The organism is Allobosea sp. 117, from assembly GCF_000702305.1.
Lineage (GTDB): Bacteria > Pseudomonadota > Alphaproteobacteria > Rhizobiales > Xanthobacteraceae > Ancylobacter.
Genome location: NZ_JNLC01000011.1, coordinates 454,707 through 476,338, shown reverse-complemented (window position 1 = coordinate 476,338; position 21,632 = coordinate 454,707). Strand labels below are relative to the sequence as shown.

The 21,632-nt window shown below is 68.2% G+C and carries 20 protein-coding genes and 1 pseudogene; 10 read left to right on the top strand and 11 right to left on the bottom strand.

The window, feature by feature from the left end; genetic code table 11:
• Nucleotides 1-46 precede the first annotated feature (46 nt).
• A complete protein-coding gene (locus U742_RS0108950) occupies nt 47-892 on the bottom strand; it encodes an aldo/keto reductase (RefSeq protein WP_029352182.1) in 846 nt (281 codons plus the stop codon).
• A gap of 105 nt (nt 893-997) precedes the next feature.
• Between U742_RS0108950 and U742_RS0108945 the strand changes: the two genes are divergently transcribed.
• From U742_RS0108945 to U742_RS0108905, 9 genes are read left to right on the top strand one after another with little or no spacing between them, the layout of a single operon-like run.
• On the top strand, nt 998-1,288 hold the full coding sequence (locus tag U742_RS0108945; RefSeq protein WP_029352181.1) for a hypothetical protein: 291 nt from the start codon (nt 998-1,000) through the stop codon (nt 1,286-1,288).
• Complete coding sequence (locus U742_RS0108940; protein ID WP_197028216.1) at nt 1,269-2,717, top strand: aldehyde dehydrogenase family protein; 1,449 nt, start codon at nt 1,269-1,271, stop codon at nt 2,715-2,717. Before U742_RS0108945 ends, U742_RS0108940 begins: the two co-directional genes overlap by 20 nt.
• Nucleotides 2,718-2,773: 56 nt before the next feature.
• The gene (locus U742_RS0108935; protein ID WP_029352179.1) at nt 2,774-3,778 is read left to right on the top strand and encodes a TRAP transporter substrate-binding protein; all 1,005 of its coding nucleotides are present in this window, start codon (nt 2,774-2,776) and stop codon (nt 3,776-3,778) included.
• A 7-nt stretch (nt 3,779-3,785) separates the two neighbouring features.
• Nucleotides 3,786-4,367, top strand: a complete 582-nt coding sequence (locus U742_RS0108930; RefSeq protein WP_051660972.1) for a TRAP transporter small permease — start codon at nt 3,786-3,788, stop codon at nt 4,365-4,367.
• The gene (locus U742_RS0108925) at nt 4,358-5,641 is read left to right on the top strand and encodes a TRAP transporter large permease (RefSeq protein WP_029352177.1); all 1,284 of its coding nucleotides are present in this window, start codon (nt 4,358-4,360) and stop codon (nt 5,639-5,641) included. The genes U742_RS0108930 and U742_RS0108925 overlap by 10 nt, the downstream gene beginning before the upstream one ends.
• Before the next feature lie 20 nt (nt 5,642-5,661).
• On the top strand, nt 5,662-6,786 hold the full coding sequence (locus U742_RS0108920; RefSeq protein ID WP_038361072.1) for a zinc-binding dehydrogenase: 1,125 nt from the start codon (nt 5,662-5,664) through the stop codon (nt 6,784-6,786).
• A 10-nt stretch (nt 6,787-6,796) separates the two neighbouring features.
• The gene (locus U742_RS0108915) at nt 6,797-7,996 is read left to right on the top strand and encodes a CaiB/BaiF CoA transferase family protein (protein WP_029352175.1); all 1,200 of its coding nucleotides are present in this window, start codon (nt 6,797-6,799) and stop codon (nt 7,994-7,996) included.
• Nucleotides 7,996-8,910, top strand: a complete 915-nt coding sequence (locus tag U742_RS0108910) for an HpcH/HpaI aldolase/citrate lyase family protein (RefSeq protein WP_051660971.1) — start codon at nt 7,996-7,998, stop codon at nt 8,908-8,910. Before U742_RS0108915 ends, U742_RS0108910 begins: the two co-directional genes overlap by 1 nt.
• Before the next feature lie 6 nt (nt 8,911-8,916).
• A complete protein-coding gene (locus tag U742_RS0108905) occupies nt 8,917-9,876 on the top strand; it encodes a LysR family transcriptional regulator (RefSeq protein WP_051660970.1) in 960 nt (319 codons plus the stop codon).
• Between the two features lie 85 nt (nt 9,877-9,961).
• Here the strand turns inward: U742_RS0108905 and U742_RS23535 are convergent.
• From U742_RS23535 to U742_RS0108865, 9 genes and pseudogenes are all read right to left on the bottom strand, one after another.
• Nucleotides 9,962-10,098, bottom strand: a pseudogene (locus tag U742_RS23535) (DNA-binding response regulator); the annotation flags it as partial.
• Nucleotides 10,099-10,268: 170 nt separating this feature from the next.
• Nucleotides 10,269-11,768 (bottom strand): aldehyde dehydrogenase, encoded by a 1,500-nt coding sequence (locus U742_RS0108900; protein ID WP_029352170.1) that lies wholly within the window; start codon nt 11,766-11,768, stop codon nt 10,269-10,271.
• Between the two features lie 19 nt (nt 11,769-11,787).
• Nucleotides 11,788-12,846 (bottom strand): Ldh family oxidoreductase, encoded by a 1,059-nt coding sequence (locus U742_RS0108895; RefSeq protein WP_029352169.1) that lies wholly within the window; start codon nt 12,844-12,846, stop codon nt 11,788-11,790.
• A 23-nt stretch (nt 12,847-12,869) separates the two neighbouring features.
• Complete coding sequence (locus U742_RS0108890) at nt 12,870-13,676, bottom strand: ABC transporter permease (protein ID WP_051660969.1); 807 nt, start codon at nt 13,674-13,676, stop codon at nt 12,870-12,872.
• A gap of 1 nt (nt 13,677) precedes the next feature.
• Complete coding sequence (locus U742_RS0108885; protein ID WP_029352166.1) at nt 13,678-14,445, bottom strand: ABC transporter ATP-binding protein; 768 nt, start codon at nt 14,443-14,445, stop codon at nt 13,678-13,680.
• 77 nt (nt 14,446-14,522) lie between these two features.
• Nucleotides 14,523-15,539, bottom strand: coding sequence for an ABC transporter substrate-binding protein (locus U742_RS0108880; protein WP_029352164.1), 1,017 nt, complete (start codon nt 15,537-15,539; stop codon nt 14,523-14,525).
• A gap of 45 nt (nt 15,540-15,584) precedes the next feature.
• On the bottom strand, nt 15,585-16,829 hold the full coding sequence (locus U742_RS0108875; RefSeq protein WP_248310310.1) for a UxaA family hydrolase: 1,245 nt from the start codon (nt 16,827-16,829) through the stop codon (nt 15,585-15,587).
• Nucleotides 16,822-17,118, bottom strand: a complete 297-nt coding sequence (locus tag U742_RS0108870) for a UxaA family hydrolase (protein ID WP_029352161.1) — start codon at nt 17,116-17,118, stop codon at nt 16,822-16,824. Before U742_RS0108870 ends, U742_RS0108875 begins: the two co-directional genes overlap by 8 nt.
• Nucleotides 17,118-18,089, bottom strand: a complete 972-nt coding sequence (locus U742_RS0108865; RefSeq protein WP_029352160.1) for a dihydrodipicolinate synthase family protein — start codon at nt 18,087-18,089, stop codon at nt 17,118-17,120. The genes U742_RS0108870 and U742_RS0108865 overlap by 1 nt, the downstream gene beginning before the upstream one ends.
• A gap of 256 nt (nt 18,090-18,345) precedes the next feature.
• Here U742_RS0108865 and U742_RS0108860 point away from each other — a divergent pair, with 256 nt between their 5' ends.
• Nucleotides 18,346-19,392, top strand: a complete 1,047-nt coding sequence (locus tag U742_RS0108860) for a GlxA family transcriptional regulator (RefSeq protein WP_029352159.1) — start codon at nt 18,346-18,348, stop codon at nt 19,390-19,392.
• 378 nt (nt 19,393-19,770) lie between these two features.
• On the opposite strand, the gene U742_RS0108855 is transcribed toward U742_RS0108860, so the two are convergent.
• The gene (locus U742_RS0108855) at nt 19,771-21,543 is read right to left on the bottom strand and encodes a thiamine pyrophosphate-binding protein (RefSeq protein ID WP_029352157.1); all 1,773 of its coding nucleotides are present in this window, start codon (nt 21,541-21,543) and stop codon (nt 19,771-19,773) included.
• Nucleotides 21,544-21,632 lie beyond the last annotated feature (89 nt).

Genomic DNA, 21,632 nt, shown 5'->3' with positions numbered 1-21,632 from the left:
TCACGCAGAGACGCGCAGCCGTTCGATATGTCCCGGCGCCCCGCGATCAGAACTCCTCGTACCGCGCCGGATCCTGATCGAAGTTGCGTCCGTCGGGGCGCGCCAGCGCCGTGATCGCCGACATATCCTCGGGCGGGAGCTCGAAGTCGAAGATCGAGAGGTTCTCGATCTGGCGCGCGCTGCTGGCCGCCTTGGGCAGCGGGACGGCGCCGAGCTGCACGTGCCAGCGCAGGATCACCTGGCCGATGGTCCGGCCGAGCCGGGCGGCGATCGCCTCGATCACCGGCTCCTGCAGCAGCCGGTTGGCGCGCCCGAGCGGGCTCCAGGATTCGGTGACGATCCCATGCGCCCTGTCGAAGGCGCGCTGCTCGGCCTGCGGAAAATAGGGATGCAGCTCCACCTGGTTGATCGCCGGCGTCACTCCCGTCTCGCCGATGATCCTCTCCAGATGCGCCGGCAGGAAATTGCAGACGCCGATCGAACGGACCAGACCACGCTTGCGCGCCTCGATCAGAGCGCTCCAGGCCTCGACATAGAGGCCCCGGCCCGGATTGGGCCAGTGGATCAGGTAGAGGTCGTAATAGTCGAGCTGCGCGCGATAGAGCGATTCCTCGATGGTGGCGATGGCCTCGTCGTGATGGTGGTGGCGCCCCGGCAGCTTGGAGGTGACGCGCAGCTCCGCGCGCGGCACACCCGCCTGCCGGATCGCTACGCCGAGCGCGCCCTCATTCTCGTAGTTGAAGGCCGAATCCAGCAGCCGGTAGCCGTTCCGGATGGCGCTCGCCATTCCCGCGACGCCCTCGGCGCCGTTCAGCTTGTAGGTGCCGAACCCGATGGCCGGCAATGTCGTGTCGTCGTTCAGCGTGACGTCGGGAACGGCGGTCGTCGACATGGCATGCTCCTCTGCCTGCATTCCTGTGCCGCGACCGGACTGACGCCGTCGGCGGCGCGCCAATCCTGAAGGCAGGACGAGCGATCAGGAAGCCATGCGATCCGCATGGCAGGGACGAGCGCGGCGCAGCCGACGTCATCGGCCCCGCCGTCGCACGCCGTGGCCAACGACCGGATCATCGCTGACTTCGTGGTCAACGGGACGCTGCTGCGTATCGGCCTCGCATCGGCCAGCCACCGGTCGAACCGGGCCGGTCAAGCGCCCTCAGGCGGACAAGCATTCGGGTTTTCCGAACGCACCTTCCTATTTTTCGACGTTGTCGAATTCCTCCCCAGCATGGAAGCATCCGCGCAAATCCAAAAAAGGAGTGCGGAGGATGCCCATGGGGCGAGCTGAGCTGTTCATCGACGGGCGCTGGGTCAAGCCGGCGTCGGGTCAGACCCTTGACGTCGTAAACCCCAGCACCGGCGAGGTCATCGGACAGATTGCCCGGGGCGGCGCGGCCGACATCGATCTGGCGGTGAAGGCAGCACGCGACGCTTTCGAGGGCACCTGGGGCTCGATGGCGGCGCTCGAGCGCGGGCGGCTGCTCAGCCGGCTCGGCTTGCTGATCCTCGATCGCCTCGAGGAGCTGGCGGAGATCGAGGCGGCCGACACCGGCAAGCCGATGAAGCTGGCGCGCAACGACATCCGCGTGACCGCCCGCTACTTCGAATATTACGGCGGTGCCGCCGACAAGATCCATGGCGACACCATCCCGTTCCTGCCGGGCTATCAGGTGATCGTGCTGCGCGAGCCGCGCGGCGTGACCGGTCACATCATTCCGTGGAACTACCCCGCCTCGATGTTCGGGCGCACGCTGGGCGCCTCGCTTGCGGCGGGCAACGCCGCCATCCTCAAGCCGGCGGAGGAGGCCTCGCTCTCCTGCCTGCGTTTCACCGAGCTCGCCGAGGAGGTCGGCTTTCCCGCGGGCGTCATCAATGTGGTGACGGGCCTCGGCGAGGAGGCCGGCGCGGCGCTTTCGGGCCATGGCGGCATCGATTTCCTCTCCTTCACCGGCTCGCCGGAGGTCGGCACGCTGGTGCAGGTCGCGGCGGCCAAGAACCATGTGCCCTGCGTGCTGGAACTCGGCGGCAAGTCGCCCCAGATCGTCTTCGCGGACGCCGACCAGGACAAAGCGTGCGACGTCATCATCGGCGCCATCGTGCAGAATGCCGGACAGACCTGCTCGGCGGGATCGCGCGTGCTCATCGAGCGCGCCATCTACGAGCCCTTCATGCGCAAGCTCGCCGACCGCATGGCCTCGGCGAAGGTCGGCTATCCCGCGCAGGACCTCGATTGCGGCCCGGTGATCAACCAAGTCCAGCGCGATCGCGTCATGAGCTTCCTGGAGCGGGCCGCGAAGGACAAGGTAGAGATCGTCGCCCAGGGCAAGATACATCCCGAAGCGAGCAAGGCCGGCTATTTCGTGCCGCCGACCTTGTTCGGGCTGGTGCCGCGCGAGCACGAGCTCGCCCGCGAGGAGGTATTCGGACCGGTCCTCGCCGCGCTGCCGTTCGACGACGAGGACGACGTGCTGCGCCTCGCCAACGGGACCGATTACGGGCTGATCGCCGGTGTCTGGACCCGCGACGGCGGCCGGCAGATGCGCATGGCCAAGGGCATCCGCGCCGGGCAGATCTACATCAACGGATACGGAGCCGGCGGCGGCATCGAACTGCCCTTCGGCGGCTTCCGCAAGAGCGGCCACGGCCGCGAGAAGGGCTTCGAGGCCCTGCACGAATACACCGTCGCCAAGACGGTGGTCATCGATCACAGCAAGTAAATCTCCGTCACAACGCCAACAAGAACACAGACCGTGACGGGTCTTGGGAGGAAACCATGAAAAGACTTCTTGTCGCCGCCCTCGCGGCCGTATCCATCCTCGCTCTTCAGCAGCCCGCCTCGGCGGCCAAGGCGCGGCTCGGCCACGTCTTCGCGCAGGGCACCGCGGCCGACGAGGCGAGCCAGACCTTCGCGCGCCTCGTCAAGGAGCGCACGAATAGCGAGATCGACATCACCGTCTTCCCCAACAGCCAGCTCGGCGGCGACGAGGCACTCGGCCGCGACCTCAGCCGTGGCGCCGTCGACTTCGCCTTCCTCAATCCGGGTTCGCTGACCGGCCTCGATCCGCTGCTGGACATCCACTACCTGCCCTACATCGCGACCAGCACGCAGGAGGTCGACAAGATCTTCTACAACCCGGACGGCATCCTGCAGCGCACGCTGACGGAGACGCTGGACAAGCACAAGATGGTCGCGCTCGCCTATTTCGAGCTCGATTTCCGCGCGGTGACCAACTCCAAGCATCCGGTCCGCAGCGTGGAGGATATCAAGGGGCTCAAGGTGCGCGTGCCGGGTTCGGCGTCGATCCGCAGCTTCTTTGAGGCCGCCGGCGCCCAGGCGGTGACGATGCCGATGCCGAACCTCTTCGTCGCGCTCCAGCAGGGCACGGTGGACGGCCAGGACAACGGCGCGAGCATCACCTACAACTCGCGCCTGTTCGAGGCGCAGAAATACATGACGCTGACGAACCACGTCTATGCGATGGGCGCGATCACCGTCAGCCAGCGCTTCTGGAGCGGCCTCACCCCGGAGCAGCAGGCGATCGTGCGCAAGGCCGCGCAGGAAGCCGCCAGCGAGGGCATCGCCCGCAACCGCGCCGACAACGCCGCCTTCCTCGACAAGATCAAGGCCGGCGGGGTCGAGGTCATCGTGCCGACGCCCGAAGCCATGGTGGAGTTCGCCCGCATCGGCCAGGTCGGCTGGCAGAAGCTCGAACAGACCTACGGCGCCGACCGCATCGGCGCGCTCAAGAAGGAAATCGCCGCGGCCCGGGGCGAGTGAGGCGCCGATGGCTTACGACGAGACCACGCCGATGACCGGCGGTCCGATGGATGCCCCGGCCGAGACGCGCGGCACCGGTTCGCTGCTCGACGCGCTGATGCGCGTCGAGCTGAAACTGGCCCGTGTTGAGAACGTGGTGGTGATCGCGGCTATGGCCGTCGCGATCGCTTCGGTCGGAGCATCGGTGGCGATACGCAGCTTCGACCTGCCGATCGCCGATACCGGCGAATGGGCGATGGTCGCCATGTCGCCGCTCACCTTCGTCGGCGGCGCGCTGTGCAGCCATCTCCACCGCCACCTGACCGCGGATATCGTGGAGATGCTGCCGGAAGGCCTTCTGCGCCGCTGCCTCGACGCGGTCGCCGCGGCCCTGTGCCTGGTGTTCGGACTGTTCTTCATCGCGCTGGCCTGGGACCTGTTCGACTATGCGCGCACCTCCGGCGAACGGCTGATCGACCGCGGGACCCCGGTGGCCATTCCGGCCGGCTTCGTGGTCGCCGGCGCAGTGCTGATGACCTTCCATTCGGCACTCGACATCTGGCGGGCGCTCGCTGGGCGCGAGCCCGGAGGGTATGATCCATGGCGCTGACCTTTGGCCTGATGGCCCTGTTCCTTGTCCTCGGCGCGCCGCTCGCCGTCACCTTCGGCCTCGTCATCTTCCTCCAGATGGGCGCCTACGGGCTGTCCATCGCCGGGCTGAGCAACATTCCCTACGAGGAGATTTCGAGCTACCCGCTGGTCGCCATCCCGCTGTTCATGCTCACCGGCGAGCTGATGAACCGCAGCGGCATGGCCGCCGAGCTGATCGCGCTCGCCGATCTGGTGCTGCGCCGCATCCGCGCCGCCTTCGGCTACATCACCATCGCGGCGTCGGCGATGATGGGGGCGATCACCGGCTCGTCGGTCGCGACCGTCGCGGCAGTGGGCGGCATCGTCAGCCCCGAGATGGCGCGGCGCGGCTATCCGAGGGGGTACATCGCCTCGCTGACCTCCTCCGCCGGCCTGCTTGGCGTGCTGGTGCCGCCCTCGATCCCGCTCATCCTCTATGGCGCGACCGTCGGCGTCTCGATCTCGCAGCTCTTCCTCGCCACCCTGCTGCCGGCAGCGCTGATGAGTGTGCTGTTCCTCATCGTCCACAACGTGATGTCGCGCCGCGTACTGAGGGATGGCGTCGAGGGCCGGCCGGAGAGCGGCGACAGGCTGATCGGCGGCAAGGCCCCGGCGCGCGTCCTGTTCGACGCCTCCTCGGCGCTCCTGCTTCCGGTACTGATCCTCGGCGGCATCTATGGGGGCATCATGACCCCGACCGAGGCGGCGGCGGTCGGCTGCATCTATGCGGTCGTCGTGGGCGTCGCGCGCCGGCTGATCGACGGGCAGGGGCTTGCCCGCGCCTTCCGCGCGGCAGCCATCACCGGCTCGGGCATCCTGATCATCATCGCCATGACCGGCGTCTTCAACCGCGCCATGGTGCTGAACCAGGTGCCGCAGGACATCGCCCTGTGGGTCGCGACCTACATCGAAAGCCCGATGGCCTTCCTGATCACCGTGAACGTCGTCCTGCTGCTGGTCGGCACCTTCATGGAGACGAACGCCTCGATCCTGCTGATGGGGCCGTTACTGGCGCCGGCCGCCGAGCGCTTCGGCATCGATCCCGTGCACTTCGGCATCGTGCTCGCCACCAATCTGGAGATCGGGCTGCTGACCCCGCCGATGGCGGCCAATCTCTACGTCGCCGCGCGCGCCGCCAATGCCCGGCTCGCGGACATGCTGCCCTATCTCGGCTGGTTCTTCGCCGCCGCCCTGCTCGGGCAGGCCATCATCACCTTCGTGCCGTTCGCAACCCTGTGGTTCCGGTACCTCTAGACCCTGTGTGATCCATGCTCATGACTGCCCAACATCCCAAGCTCCCGGAGGTCTCCCGCGCCGCCGTGGTCCGGCAGTTCGGCCAGCCGGTGAAGATCGAATGCGTGCCCGTGCCCTCGGCTCCCGAGCCCGGCGCGCTGATCGTGAAGACCACCGCCTGCTCGATCTGCGGGACCGATGTGCATCTCTCGCGCGGCAACCTCTCGCTCGCCGTCGATCTGCCGGTCATCCTCGGCCATGAGATGGTCGGGCGGGTGGTCGCCATCGGCGAGGGCGCGGAGCGCGACAGCGTCGGTCAGACGCTGTCCATCGGCGACCGGATCCTGTGGACCCATACGGCCTGCGGCCACTGCTTCTTCTGCACCGTCGCGCGGCAGCCGACCCTGTGCGAGAACCGCCGCGCCTACATGTACGAGAACATCGAGAAGCCGCCCTATCTCCTCGGCGGCTTCTCCGAATACGGCTACGTCCTGCCGGAGTCCGGCCGTGTCCGGGTTCCCGACAATCTCGACGACGGCGTCGCGAGCCTGTGCAGTTGCGCCTTCCGCTCGGTGATGAACGCCTTCGACAATCTCGGCGGCATCGATCCCTCCGAGCATGTCGCCATACAGGGCGCCGGTCCGCTGGGCGTGCTGGCGGCGGGCGTCGCCCGCATCGTCGGCGCGCGCACGGTGAGCGTGATCGGGGCGCCGGAGGCCCGGCTGGCGCTGGCGCGCGACTTCGGCGCGACCCACACCTTCACCATCGAGGGCACCACGCACGAGGAGCGTGCCGCTGCGCTGCGCGCGCTCACCGACGGGCGCGGCCCGGACATCGTGATGGAGTTCACCGGCCATCCCAATGCCTTCGGCGAGGGCCTCGACCTCGTCCGCAAGGGAGGGCGCTACCTCACGGTTGGCCAGCTCGGCAGCGGCACCACCACCTTCAGCCCCTCGACCATCGTGAAGAAGAACATCCGTGTCATCGGCTCGTTCTCAGGCGACGTGAAGTCGTACTGGAAAGCGCTGCAATTCGCCTCCGCGCATATCGACCGCATTCCCTTCGGCAAGATGATCACCGGCCGCTACACGCTCGACGAGGTGAACACCGCCCTCGAACGCATGCACCGGCTGGAGGAAATCAAGCCGCTCATCGTGATGGATTGAGGAGGTACCGATGCCCGATACCGTCCCGCTCTCCCCCGACCGTCGCGGCCCGCTCGACGGCGTTCGCGTCGTCGATCTCTCCCGGCTCGTCGCCGGCAACATGACCACGCATGTGCTCGCCGACTACGGGGCGGACGTCATCAAGATCGAGCGACCCGGCAAGGGCGACGATCTGCGGAGCTGGCGCGTCGAGGGCGTCGAGATCTTCTGGAAGGTCTATGCGCGCAACAAGCGCAGCGTCGCGCTCGATATCCACGACCCGGAAGGCCGCGAGCTGCTGCTGCGCCTCGTCGACACCGCGCAGGTGCTGGTCGAGAACTTCGTGCCGGGCACGCTGGAGCGCTGGGGCCTGGGGCCGGAAGCGCTGCTCGAGCGCAATCCCGCTCTCATCATCCTGCGCATCTCCGGCTGGGGGCAGAGCGGCCCGTGGCGGCTGCGCCCCGGCTTCGGCACCCTCGTCGAGGCCATGTCCGGCTGGGCGTTCATGAACGGGCACGCCGACAAGCCGCCGACGCTTCCCCCGCTCGCCATGGCCGACATGGTCGCGGGCCTCTACGGCACCGCGGCGGTACTGGCCGCGCTGCGGGCGGTCGAGCAGGGCGGCGCGCGCGGGCAGGTACTCGATCTGTCGCTGTTCGAGCCCATTCATTCGCTCATCGGCGCCGAGGCGGCGCAGGTCCGCCTCACCGGGGCTCCGACGCCGCGCGCGGGCAACCAGTCCTCCCATACGGCGCCGCGCAACGTCTATGAATGTTCCGATGGCGCCTATGTGGCGATGTCTGGCTCCATGCAGTCGATGGCCGAGCGCATCTTCGACACGATCGGCCAGCCGGAGCTGAAGACCGACCCCCGCTTCGTCGACAACGCCGCGCGCGTCGCCAATCGCGATGCGCTCGACGCGATCATCGGCGCGTTCATCGCCGGCCGCAGCCAGGAGGAGAACCTTGCGCTCTTCGAGGCCGCCGGCGTGACGGTCGGGCCGGTGTGCTCGGTCGCCGACCTGCTGGAACATCCCTTCGTGGTCGGCCGGCAGGCCATCGTCGAGATACCCGACGACGATCTTGGCACCATGCCGATGCACAACATCATCCCCCGCTTCTCCGGCACGCCGGCCGGTTTCCGCCGGGTGGCCCCCGAGCTGGGCGAGCACACGGAAGAGGTCCGGAACGAGCTCGGCATGCCCTCCCGCAAGACGGAGGAGGTTTCGTGATGGCTGCGACGACGCCCGCCTGGCGCTCGATGCTCTTCGTCCCGGTTCTCAACGAGCGCTTTCTCAGCCGCGCCGCCGAGCGCGACGCGGACTGCATCCAGCTCGATCTGGAGGATGCCATCCCGCCGGGCCAGAAGGAGGAGGCCCGCCATGCCGTCGGGCCGGCAGCCGCCCGCCTCGCGGCACAGGGCCTCGACGTGGTGGTGCGGATCAACAGGCCGTGGCGGCAGGCCCTGGCCGACATCGAGGCCTCGGTGGGCCCGGATGTGTGCTGCCTGACCCTGCCCAAGGTGCCCGACGCCTCGCATGTGCGCACCATCGCGGAGATCGTCGACGAGCTCGAACGCGAGCGCGGCATGACCGTCGGGCATACGCGGCTGGTCGTCATGATCGAGACCGCCGAGGGGCTGCTCAACATGGCCGCGATCGCGGCCGCGCATCCGCGTGTCGCCGGGCTGATCGTCGGCGCGGAGGACCTCGCCGTCTCGCTCGGCGCGTCCCCGACCTATGACACGCTCTACATCCACAATGCCCAGGCGGTGGTGGCGGCGCGCAATGCCGGCATCCAGCCCATCGGCTTCGTCGGCAGCGTCGCCGACTATGCGGACGAGGAGAAGTTCCGGCGCACCATCCGGCAGGCCCGGGAGATGGGCTTCACGGGCGGATTCTGCATCCATCCCAAGCAGGTCCCGATCATGAACGAGGTGTTCGCCCCCTCGCCGGCGGAGATCGAATGGGCGAGGGGCGCGCTGGAGGTGTTCGAGGCGGCGCTGGCGGACGGGCTGGGAGCGGTGACCTTCCGCGGCGCCATGGTTGACCTGCCGGTTGCCGACCGCGCGCGGGCCCTGCTTGCCCGCGCCGCCAATTTGGACAGAATGCGGGCCTCCCGAACACGACAAGCCGTTCCAGCCTGACACGATATGGATCTGCGTGACCTGCGCGCCTTTGTGGCCATCGCCGAGACCGGCTCGCTCACATCGGCGGCGAAGGTTCTGCACAGCAGTCCACCATCGCTGAGCGCCCGTCTGAAGGACCTGGAGGACGAGCTGGGCACCGCCCTGTTCGAGCGCTGGGCGCGCGGGCTGACGCTGACCGAGCAGGGACGCGAGCTCCTCTCGCACGCCTATGCGATCCTCAAGCAGGCCGAGGATGCCAAGGCAAGCATGCTCAGCCGCGACAGGCCGCCGGTCGGCACGGTGCGCTTCGGCGTGCCGGGCTCGCTGGTCGGCCTGCTCACCGTGCAGCTCATCGAGACGTGCCTCGTCCGCTTCCCCCAGGTCCGCCTGCGCGTCGTCGAGAGCATGTCAGGCTACATCGCGAGCTGGCTCCGCGAGGGCACGCTCGACGCCGCGGTGGTGTTCGGCGGCGGCGCGGCGAACGATCGCAGCGCCTCCCTCCAGCCGGTGGTGGAGGAAGAGCTTTACGTCGCGACCTATGATCCGGCCGACGTCGCGCCCTATCTCACGGACAAGGGCGAGATACGGATGCGCGACGTCCAGCATCTCAAGCTGGTGATGCCGGGCCCCGAGCACGGGCTGCGGCTTCTGGTCGAGGCGACGGCGCGCCGCCACGCGATCCCGCTGAACATCGCGATGGAGATCGACGCCTCGCCGCAGATCTTCGAGCTGGTGCGACGCGGCCATGGCGCCACCATCTGCTCGCTGGCCGCCCGGCATCCAGGCTCGATCTCGAGCCTCGCCGGCACCACCCCGATCCACACCTTCCGCGTCGTCGACCCCGGCTTTCGCCGCACCGTCTATCTGGCGACGCCGCTCAACCGCCCCTCCTCCCGCGCGACCATTGCCGTCGCGAAGGTCGCGGTCGAGACACTGCATGCGCTCGCCGCCACGGACGAGTGGAAGGCGCGCCGGCTCCGCTGAGGGCGCGCCGCAAAGACGGATCGACGACAAAGTCCTCGAATCGATAGAGGCCCGTCGGGCGGGGTTCGGGAAAGGCGTTTGCTCCCCGCCGCAGGACGGCCCTGACCCGGGCTGCGAGCTCGCGGGGATTGAGGGCTTGCCGAGATAGTCGTCGGCACCGATTTCAAGCCTGATGATGCGATCGACATCCTCCTGCAGGGCAGTGAGCAATATGATTGGTATGTTCGTTCACGCGGCCCGCAGAGCCCCCGAACGGACGGATAGCGGCGCCCGACAGACGGCACGGTAGAACGCTCTCCCCACCGCTTCGGGATGGGAAAAGTCGTCAGGCTCGTGGATCACGTCCACGAGCGGGGAGGCAGGTGTTGGGGCGCGGTTCTTATCCGCCCGCTTCAGCGAAGCGAGATCCAGATCGTCTTGGTCTGCAGATACTGGTCGACCGCCTCGGTGCCGTTGTCGCGGGTCAGCGAGCCGGAGCGCTTGTAGCCGCCGAACGGCGTCGTGACATTGCCCTCGGTGAAGCCGTTCACCGCCACCGTGCCGCAGGGCAGTCGCTTGGCGAGGTGGAAGGCCTTGTCGATGTCGCGGGTGAAGATGGTCGCGTGCAAGCCGTAATCGGTGTCGCACGCGATCCTCAGGGCCTCGTCAACGCCGTCGACCGGGATGACGCCGAGCACCGGGCCGAAGATCTCCTCCCGCGCCACCCGCATCGAGGGATCGACGGCGTCGAACACGGTGGGATCGACGAAGGAGCCGGGCAGGCCTGCGCTGGCGCCACCGCCGGCCAGCACCTTAGCGCCTTCGGACTTGCCGATCTCGATATAGGAGAGCACGCGCTCCTTGTGCTCGGCGCTGACCATGGAGCCGAGATCGGTCGCCGGGTCGAGCGGGTTGCCGACCTGGAGCGCGCGGGTCTTCTCCAGCACGCGGTCGAGGAAGGAGTCCTTCACCTTGCGGTCGACGATCTGGCGCATGTTGGCCGAGCAATTCTGCCCGCCGTTCCAGAAGGCGGCGCTGATGGCGGATGAAATCAGCGTGTCGTCGATGTCGGCATCGTCGAGCACGATCATCGGGCTCTTGCCGCCCATCTCCAGCCCGACCGGCTTGAGATTGCTCTCGCTGGCATACTTCAAGAAATAGGCGCCCACTTCGGTCGAGCCGGTGAAGGACACAGCGTCGATGCCGTTGTGCCGGCCGATCGCCTGGCCGGCCGTCTCGCCGAAGCCGGGCACCACGTTCAGCACGCCCGGCGGCAGGCCGGCCTCGATCGCGAGCTCGGCGAGGCGCAGCGCCGAGAGCGGGGTCTGCTCGGCCGGCTTGAGCACCGCCGAGCAGCCGGCGGCAAGCGCGGGGGCAAGCTTCCATGCCGCCATCAGCAGCGGGAAGTTCCACGGCAGCACCAGCCCGACGACCCCGATCGGTTCCTTGACGATCATGGCGACCGTCTTCTCGGCGGTCGGCGCCACCTTGCCGAAGCTCTTGTCGGCCAGCTCGCCATACCATTGGAAGAAGGTCGGCACCTCATGGCCGATCTCGTTGAGGCAGTCCTTGATGGTCTTGCCGGAATCGAGGCTCTCCAGCACCGCCAGCTCCTCGGCATTGGCACGGACGAGATCGGCAAGGCGCAGCAGCACCGCCTTGCGCTCCTCCGGCGCCGCACGGGACCAGCCGCCATCCTCGAAGGAACGCCGCGCCGCCCTCACCGCGCGATCGACATCCCCACCGTCGCACGAGGCGACGAGGCCGAGCATGGTGCCGGTGGCGGGATCGATGTTCTCGAAGACATTGCCCGATGCAGCCGCCTGCCATTCGCCGTCGATGAAGGCTTTCGACGGGATCGCCAAGCGGGAGGCAATGTCGCGATACTGCTCGGCGGATTTATAGGCGCTCATGGGCGGCGGTCTCCTTCGATCAGGCGGGAATGGCGAGGGGCGTTGGAGCGGGTAGCTCGAACCGGGCGGCGAGCCTGCCGAGGTCGTCGGCGATACCGGCATGCAGCGCGATGCCCTCCGTGAGCGCGCGGCGCTTGCGGCCGAGCGCGGCCTCGCCCGGCAGGCGCACCCGCGGCGCGCCCTCCGGCACACGGGCGGCGCGGCAGGCCTCGGCCAGCCATCCGGTCTGGCGGACGAAGCCGTCGAGCCCGCCGAACGCGGCGGGCGACAGCGCCAGCACCAGCACGCCGGCGCCCCAGTCGCGGGGCGCATCCGCCCGTCCATAGCCGCCGAGGCCCTGGGTCAGCGCCTCCACCATCAGCGAGAGGCCGTAGCCCTTGTGGCCGTGGTCGAGCCCGCCGATCGGGAGGATCGAGCCGCCCTCCTTGAATGCAGCCGGGTCGTCGGTCGCCCTGCCGTCGCAGTCCTTGACCCAAGCGCCCCCGAGCCGGCCGCCGGCGGCGCGGGTGCGGGCGCACATCGCCGCGGTGGTGATCGAGGTGGAGACGTCGATCAGGATCGGATCGGGCGCTGCCGGGATGCCGGCGGCGATCGGGTTCGGCGTCATCACCGCAGTCAGGCCGCCGAACGGCGCGACATGGGAATCGCTCGGGTCGGATGAGAAGACGAGGATGAAGGTGCCGGCCCGCGCCGGGGCCTCGAGAAAGGCGGCGAGGCAGGCGATGTGGTGACTGCGCCGGATCGCCACCGCACCGACGCCGTAGCTTTCCGCGCGCCGCGACGCCTCCTCCACCGCGAGCGCGGTGGTCCACACCCCCGGCAGGCGCCGCGCGTCCCAGGTCGCCACTGCAGCATGGTCGCTCATTACGGCCGGCTGCCCCTCGCGCTCCATGGTGCCGTTGTCGAGCTCCTCGACATAGTCGGCGAGCAGGGCGAGACCGTGGGTGCTATGGCCGAGCAGATCGGCCTCGGTGAGCCCGCGGGCGACCGCCTGCGCCGGCTCGGCCGGCAGGCCGGCGCGCTCCAGCACGCGGGCGGCGAGCGCGATCAGGTCGCCATAGGCGTAACGCGGCTCCATCGGGATCCTCGAAAGCATCGCGCTCAATGGCGGCGCTGCGTGATGTGCCAGGGAATGAGCAGCTTCTCGGCCAGCGTGATGCAGCCGAACAACGCGAGGCCGAGCAGCGTCAGGAAGAAGATGCCGGCGAAGGCGAGGTCGGGCCGCATATTGCCGGTGGCGATGTTGATGTAGAAGCCGAGGCCCTGGTCGGAGCCCATGAACTCGGCGATGGTGGCGCCGACCGTGGCGTTGAGCGCGGCGTATTTGAAGCCGACGAAGCATTGCGGCAGTGCTGCCGGCAGCCTCACCTTCCAGAAGGTGCGCAGCCGCCCGGCGCCGGTGGAGCGGCAGAAGCGGGTGAGCTCGTCGGAGAGCGAGCCGAAGGCGTGGATCGAATTCAGCGCCACCGGGAAGAAGCACACCAGCACGACGATGATCACCTTCGGCAGCAGGCCGAAGCCGAGCCAGGCGATGAAGAGCGGCGCAAAGGCGATCTTCGGCACCATCTCGAGGCTGACGAAGAACGGATAGACGGTGCGTCGCAGCGGCTCCCAGAAGGCGATGGCGACGCCGACCGGCACGCCGACGGCGATCGCCAGCAGATAGCCGAGCACGCTCTCCATACCGGTGACGAGCGTGTAGTCGATCAGGCGGGGGATGTCGGCCCAGCCCCGGCGCACGATCTCCGAGGGCGTCGGCAATATGTAGCCCGGCACCTTGAACAGAATGACGGCATATTCCCACGCCAGGAAGAAGCCGATGAAGAAGGCGAGGAACGGCCAGGAGCGCCACACCGCGAGCGCGGCGGCGGTGACGGCGCGGATGATCGGGCCGGGTTCCGGCGGCATGCTAGAGGACACCATAGTCATGGAAGATCCCCTGGATTTCGCGGACATAGTGGGTGAAGGCCGGGCTCGCCTTGACTTCGAGGTCGCGCGGCCAGGGCAGGTCGATATCGATGGTGCGCCCGATGCGGCCGGGGCGCGGCGTCACCACGCACACCGTCGATGAGAGCTGCACCGCCTCCTCGATCGAATGGGTGACGAACACCACGGTGGGGCGCTGCTTCATCCACAGCGTCTGCAGGTCGGTGCGGATGCTCTCGCGGGTCATGGCGTCGAGCTTGCCGAGCGGCTCGTCGAACAGCAGCGTATCCGGCTCGTGCACCAACGCCTGGCAGAAGGCGGCGCGCTGCTGCATGCCGCCGGAAAGCTCGTAAGGGTGCCGCCCGCCGAAGCCTTCCAGCCTCACCGAACGCAGCAGGTCGCGGATTCGCGCGGCATAGGCTCTCGGATCGAGCCCGCGCAGCTCCAACTGGAGCGCGACATTGCCCTCCACGGTGCGCCACGGCACCAGCGTATTGTCCTGGAACATGATGCCAATATCGGTACGCGGCGCGGCGACCTTCTCCTCGTCGAAGAAGACCTCGCCCTCGCTGGCCTCCAGCAGGCCGGCGATCATCAGCATGAGGGTGGACTTGCCGCAGCCCGAGGGGCCGAGCAACGAGACGAAGCTGCCGGAATGGATGGTCAGGTCCACCGGCCCGAAGGCGTGCACCGCCCCGGTGCCCACGCCGAACGTCTTCGCCAGCGACCTGATTTCGATCGTCGCGCCCATGAGGTGCCTTCAATCCTTCAACGCGGAACGGTCCGGCCGGCGGGTGAAATGGCCCGCCGGCCGAGGCTAGGCTCGCTTCACTTCGGCAGGAAGTCGTTGGTGTAGAAGAAGGTCGGCGGCTCCTTGGTCTCGAGGCCGTTGTACTTCTTCATCAGCTCGACCATGTCGACCCAGTCCTGCGGCTGGTTGAGCCCCAGCACCTTGCCGGTATTGGCCTTGGAGTAGAGCACGTCGAGCGTGACCTTCTGCACCTCGGCGGCCTGCTTCTTGCCGGCCTCCTCGTTGGCGGTGCCGCCGACGATATCGCCCATGGCGTTGATCGCCGCCTGCGGATCGGCTTCCGCCGCCTTGTAGGACTTGATGGTGGCGGCGACGAAGCGCTTCACCAGGTCCGGATTCTTGGCGAGCGTGTCCCTCGATGTGACGATGCAATAGCCGACCTGGTTCACGCCATAGTCGGAATAGGGGAAGGTGACGGGCGCGGCGCCGCCGGCCGCCTTTATCTCCGCCGGCTTGTCGTCGAGACCGCCGAGAATGCCGACGGCACCACCGGCGCCCTGCAGATAGCTCGATACCAGCGCGCCGTCCGGCACGTTGATGATGCCGACATCGCTCTCGGCAAGGCCCGCATTCTTCAGCACCAGCGGGAAGAAGGTGTTGACGCCGGCATTCGCCGTGGTGAGCAGCTTCTTGCCCTTGAGGTCGGCGATCTTGGCGATGCCGGCGTCGGGCCGCACGATGATGGCCTCGGTGCCCATGGCGTCGATCACCGCGACCGAGACCAGCGGCGCGCCCTTGGCCGCCAGATTCACCAGGCCGGCGCAGGAGCCGTAGGAGAAGGTGCTGTCGCCGTTCGCCACCAGGCGATGCGCGGAGCCGGAACCGTTGCCGGAGCGGATGTCGAGATTGATGCCGGCATCCTTGAAGTAGCCCCGGTCCTTGCCCAGCGCGAAGGCGGCATGCGAGCCGTACCACATCCAGTTGAGACGCAGGCGCACATCGTCGAGCGCCCTGGCCTCGCCGGCGCCGAGGAGGCCGGCGGCGAGCAGCGCGACCGCCGCCGCCCGCTTCGCGAACATGCGTGAGAATGTCATGACGATCCCCTTTGGTTTTTGCTTGATGCGTTGGTCCGGTTCCGCTCAGACCGGCAGGCAGCCGGGGCCGAGTGGGTCATAGGTCTTGTAGGCGAGCACGAATTCCTGATGGCCCAGCGCTTCCGACTTGGTCGGCTCGCCGGAAGCCACGGCGACGATGGCGTCGAGGAGGTGGCGCCCGACCTCCTCCACCGTCTCGACACCGTCGGCGATGGTGCCGGCATTGACGTCCATGTCGCCTTCCATGCGGCGATAGGTGCGCGAATTGGAAACGCCCTTGATCACCGGCGCCACCGCCTGCCCGACCACCGAGCCGGCGCCGGTGGTGAACAGGATCAGATGGCAGCCGCTCGCCACCATCTCGGTGATGGTCTGGCTGTCGTTGATGTTGGGAATGCCGAAGCGCACCGGTCCGTCATTGACGGTGTCCATCAGATAGAGGCCGCCCGCCGGTGGGCGCACGCCGGGCTTGAGCAAGCCGCTGATCGGGCGCGAGCCGCTCTTGGCATAGGCGCCGAGCGACTTCTCCTCCAGCGTCGACAGGCCGTATTTGATGTTGCCGCCGCCGAAGCTGCCATGGCCGAGCGCGGCGTAATATTCGTCGGCCTTGCGCACCGCCCCGCGCAGCACCTCGGCGAGCTCGGGCGTCACGGCGCGCGCCGCCATGTGCTCCTCGCAGCCGATCAGCTCGCAGGTCTCCTCGAACATCACGGCGGCGCCGGCATCGACCAGGAGGTCGCAGGCATGGCCGACCGCCGGATTGATGGTGACGCCGGACAGCCCATCCGAGCCGCCGCATTTGGTGCCGATGACGAGATCGGAAAGTCCCACCGGCACGGTGGGCGCGCCCTTGAGCAGGGCGAGCTGCCGCTCGACCCACTCCCGTCCGCGTGTCACCGTGCCGGCGGTGCCCCCGCAGGCCTGGATGGTGAGGAGCTCCACAGGCCGCCCGCTCGCCGCGATGGCGGCTTTTAGCTTCGCGCGCTGGAATTCCTCGCAGCCGAGCGACACCAGCAGCACCCCGCCGACATTCGGATGGGTGGCGATGTCGGTCATGACGCGGTCGGCATAATCGCTCGGATAGCAGCCGGGGAAGCCGACCAGTTGCACGCCGCCCTGCTGGTACGGCGCCGCGATCACGCGCGCGACATGGTGCGCGCATTCCACCAGATAGGCGACGAGCAGATAGTTGCGGATGCCCTTGCGCCCGTCCTGGCGCGCATAGCCGCGCATCCGGTTCGCGACCGCCGGGGCCGTGGGCTCTCGCGTCGCTGCGGCGAGGCTACTCATAATGGTCCTCGTCATTGTTGAGATAGCGGCTCGCGACATTGTGGACATGCACCAGATGGCCCCTGGCGATCGCCTCACGGGTGATGGCGACCGGCATGCCGAGCCGCACCACGTCCTGCTGGGCGGCGATGTCGTTGAGCGCGATCTTATGGCCTTGCGGGATCGCCTCCTCGGCGCGCAGCGACAGGCCGGACAGCGTCGCCGCGACGTCCCCCGCGGGGATGTCGCGAAGCGCGATGCCGACATTGTCGCCCGCCGCCAGCACGATGAGGTTCGCCGCGCCCGCCATCACGCCTCCTCGAACTGAACGAGGTTGGGCGTGCCGATGCGGCGCATCATCTCGAGCGTCGCCGCCCGGTAGCGTTCGCGCACGTCCCGCGTCGGCGGCCGGCAGCGGCTCGACGGCAGGCCCACCAGCTCCATGCACAGCTTGTCGAGATAGCCGTCGCCGCTGGTGAAATCGCGCTCGATCTCGACCCAGAGCTTGTAGAAGGGCATCGCCTCATCGACCAGCATGCGCGCCACTTCGGGGTAGTTGGCGGCGCCGATCTCGCGTACCAGCTTCAGACCCCATTCGGGCCAGAAATTGCACAGGTGCACCTCGAACGCCTTGGCGCCGAGCGCCGGCATGGCGCTGAAGGCGAAGAACAGGTTGTTGTCGATGATGGTGAAGCGCTTGGAGAAGCGCGCCGCGACGCTCTCGAACTCCATGGCGTCGCTGCGCGGCGTCGCCCATTTCAGCCCGACCACGTTGGGGATCTCGGCGAGGCGCTCGACCATCTGGAACGAGATGTTCGTGGTGGTCCAGAAGGTGTTGTAGACGATCAGCCCGACATCCGGCGCCGCGCTCGCCGCAGCACGCACGAACTCCTCGAAGTCGCCCTCGGTATGGGTGAAGTAGAAGGGGCAGGAGACCTGGATGAAATCGGCGCCGAGGCGGCTGGCGGCTTTCGCCAATTGCACCAGCTCCAGCGTCGAGGTGGTCTGCGCGCCCATCGCCACCGGCACCCGGCCGTCGACCTCGTCGACCACGATCTCGGCGACGCGCACCCGCTCCTCGAAGCTCATGGTCGAGAAGTCGCCGGCGGCGCCACCCGCGAGGAAGGTCGCGGTCTCGGCGGTCAGCCCGCCTTCGACGAGGAAGCGCACATAGCTGCGCAGCGCCGCCTCGTTGACGGGGAAGCCGGGCTCGTCCCGGAACGGCGTCGGCACCGTCACGTAGCAGCCTTCGAGTTTCTTCTTGAGCGCTTCCGTCCGCACGTCGCCAAACCTCGTTCCTGCCGGCAAAAGCGGGCTGTGGCCGGCGCGAGCGGGAGCGCTCACGGACGGCGGCGTCGCGTGCCGGATGCCAGTGATGTCAACAGATCAGGGGTGCCGGCCGCCTTCGTCCACAGGCTGCGGCCCGGTGCCCCGAACATCTTTCGTGAACTGATACTTCCCGGCATTTGGCCGGACCAATTGACGAAAATGGACTTGTTATTAACATTATAGGACAGCCCGGCAGGGAGGCACGATCATGGAGGCGCATGTCGATCAGGCTCCGGCGGGGCATGCCCCGACCTTCAATCTCATTCTCCAGCCGGAATTCCCGCTGAACGCGCTGGTGCTCGCCAGCGAGGCGCTGCGCATCGCCAACCAGAACAGCGGGCGGGAGCTCTTCCGCTGGCGCTTCGTCTCCGAGGACGGAGCGCCTGTGCGCGCCAGCAACGGCCTGTGGATGTCGGCGGACGACAGCCTGCAAACCATGGCGCAGGCGGATTTCTACCTAGTGTTCGAGGGCAATCTGCCGATGCAGCGCAATTCGCCCAAGCTGCTGAATCAACTGCGCACAGCGGCGCGCTTCGGCGCCTCCATCGGCGCGGTGGACACCGGCGCCTTCGCGCTGGCGCAGGCCGGGCTGATCAGTGGGCGTCAGGTGGTGCTGCACTGGGAGGCGGTGCCGACCTTCCGCGAGCGCTTCCCGGAGCTCGCCGTGAACGGACAGCTCTACCTCATCGACGGACAGCGCATCAGTTGCGCCGGCGGCATCGCCACGCTCGACATGATGCTCGATCTGATCGGCCGGCTGGAAGGTTCGACGCTGGCGAGCGAAGTGGCCAATGCGCTCGTCTATGTGCCGCGCATGGCGAGCGCCGCCCAGCGCCCCGACGCGCCGGCGACCCCGGTGGCCGGGCCGGCGCTGTCGGACCGCATCGTCCGCCTGATGGAGCAGAATCTCGATTTCCCGCTGGCGCTCGAGGACATCGCCGAGCGCCTCGCCGTCTCTGGAAAGACCGTGCTGCGCGAATGCCGCCGCCGCTTCGACGAGTCCCCCGCGCGGCTCTATCTGCGCATCCGGCTCCAGGCCGCGCGCAACATGCTGTTCTATGAGGAGTTCGGCATCAAGGACATCGCCACCGCCTGCGGCTTCTCCTACCCCGGCGTGCTGTCGCGCACCTTCCGCGCCCAGTTCGGCATGACCCCGCGCGACTTCCGGGCCTCGCTGCGCCGCCAGCAGAACCAGGCCTATCGCCCGGAAGTGCGCCGGCTATCGAGCGTGGCATCGCTTCTGGAGAAGCGGTGAGACCAGCCAAGGTTCGACGGCCTGGTCCGACCAGGCCCGGCGCACCCTTGGCCGTGCCGCGTCCAACCCCGCATCCTCCTGCCCGTCCGGTGCATCCGAACCCGATACCGCAGAGTCTCGCCATTGGAAAACGAGCTCGACGCCCGCCGACAACCGAGCCTCGGGGGCGGCGAGGTCGCGGTGCGCGGCTCGAATTCTGGCGCGAGATCAGAGATCGAGATCGGGCACCTACCGAACGGACTCGCCATGCCCGATGGGCGCAGGAGCCGGCGAGCCACAGCTTCACTGAAGCACAGGCGCCGCAGTGAAGCTGTCTGCTGTCCGCCCGGCGCGAAGCACCCCGCTATACGGAACGGGAATGCGCCCGGCCGGCTGGCCCTACGCCAATGTCGGCGAGGTTTTCCACTCACGCAGCTTGTAGACGGTGCCGGGACGCGGGCGAGGCGTATCGCCGCCCTCGCGCATGCGCCGCTTGAAGGAGTGGATGGGCGTGGCGAGGTCGTCGATGCGGAACTCCACCACCGAGGGGCCGTCACAGGCGAAGGCGGCATCCAGCGCCGGACCGATCTCGTCGGGCTTCTCGACATAGAACCCTTTCAGCCCGAGCCCGGCCGCCGCCGCCGCGAAGCTCGGATGGCAGCTCTGGCTCTCCAGCAGCGCGGATTGCACGTTCTTGAAGAAGATCTCCTGCCAGAGCTGGATCCAGCCCAGCCGGCCGTTGTTGAGCACGATGTTGACCACGCGCTGGTTCTGCTGGACCTGCGTCGCCAGCTCGCCGATCGTGTAGGAGAACGCGCCGTCGCCGGCCACCGTCACGATGCGGGCCTCGGGGCGCGTCGCCGCCGCGCCGATGGCCGCCGGGGTGGAATAGCCGAGGCCGCCCTGCCCGCGCGCATAGAGGAACTGACGGCCGGCCTTGCGCGCCGGCAGGAAGTTGGCGATCCAGCCGGCCGAGAAGCTCGCGTCGGAGATCACGATGTCGTCCTCCGACAGCCGCTCGGCGAGCGCCGCCATGACCCGCGGCGGGTTGAGCGGCAATTGCTCGCTGGCGATCTCCTCGCGCTTCTGCGCCTCGCCGGCCTCCTTGATCTCGGCGATCCGCGCCATCCATTCGGGGTGGCTCTGCGGTTCGAGGGCGCGGTCGATCAGGCGCAGGGCCTCGCGCACGTCGCCGAACAGCGAGACGGTCGGCCGGAAGGTGCGGCCATGCTCGTTCGGGTCGGCATCGATGGTGATGGTCGCCTGCTCGGGCAACGGCAGCGTCCAGTTCATCGCCGTGTTCTGGCTGGCCTTCGAACCGCACCAGATCACGAGGTCGGCCTCCTTGATCAGCTCGATCGCCGCCCAGGAGCCGAGCGGATTGAGCGCGCCGGCCGCATAGGGCAGCGTCTCCGGCACCGAGCCGCGGCCGGTGAGGCTGGTCACCACCAGCCCCTGCAGCTTCTCGGCGACCCGCCCGACTTCCGCGGTGGCGTCGGCCCCGTGGACGCCGCCGCCGCAGACCAGCGCCGGACGCTTGGAGCGTGCGATCAGCGCGAGGGCGTCCGCCACCGCCTCGCCGGTCGGCGCCGCGCGTATGAACGGCGCCTGGATCGCCCGGTCGTCGACCGCGATCTTGATGAGGTTCTCGTCCCATTCCGCATCGAAGATGTCGTGCGGGATGATCAGCGCCACCGGCCCCGGCCGCGGCGAGGTCGCCACCCGGAAGGCGGTGCGGATCATCTCCGGCAGCGCCGTCACCGACGGCACCAACCAGGAATCCTTGGTGATGGTCTTGAAGAAGGAGAGCTGGTCGAAGCCCTGGCTGGCGATGCCCTTTTCCTTCAGCGTCAGCCAGTCGAGCGGCAGCTCGCCGACGATGCCGATCATCGGCACCGAGGCGTTGAGCGCCTCGATGAAGCCGGCCGGAAGGAGATTGGCGCCGGGACCGACGGTCACGTCGCACACGCCCGGCTTGCCGGTGAGCCGCGCATAGGCGTCGGCGGCGTAGGCGGCGTTGCGCTCGTCGCGCATCAGCACGTGGCGGATGCGGTTGGTCCGGCGCGAAATGCCGTCATGCAGCGCGGTGGTCTGTCCGCCCGGCATGCCGAAGACCAGCTCGACGCCGTATTGCGCCAGCATCTCGGCGACCAGATCTCCAATGTGGGCCATGTGTCCTGTACTCCAGATATGTACGTTGCCGTCGGATCGGACGGGATGTGACGGGGTGTGGCGATGGCGGCCGGCGCGCGCCGGAAGGG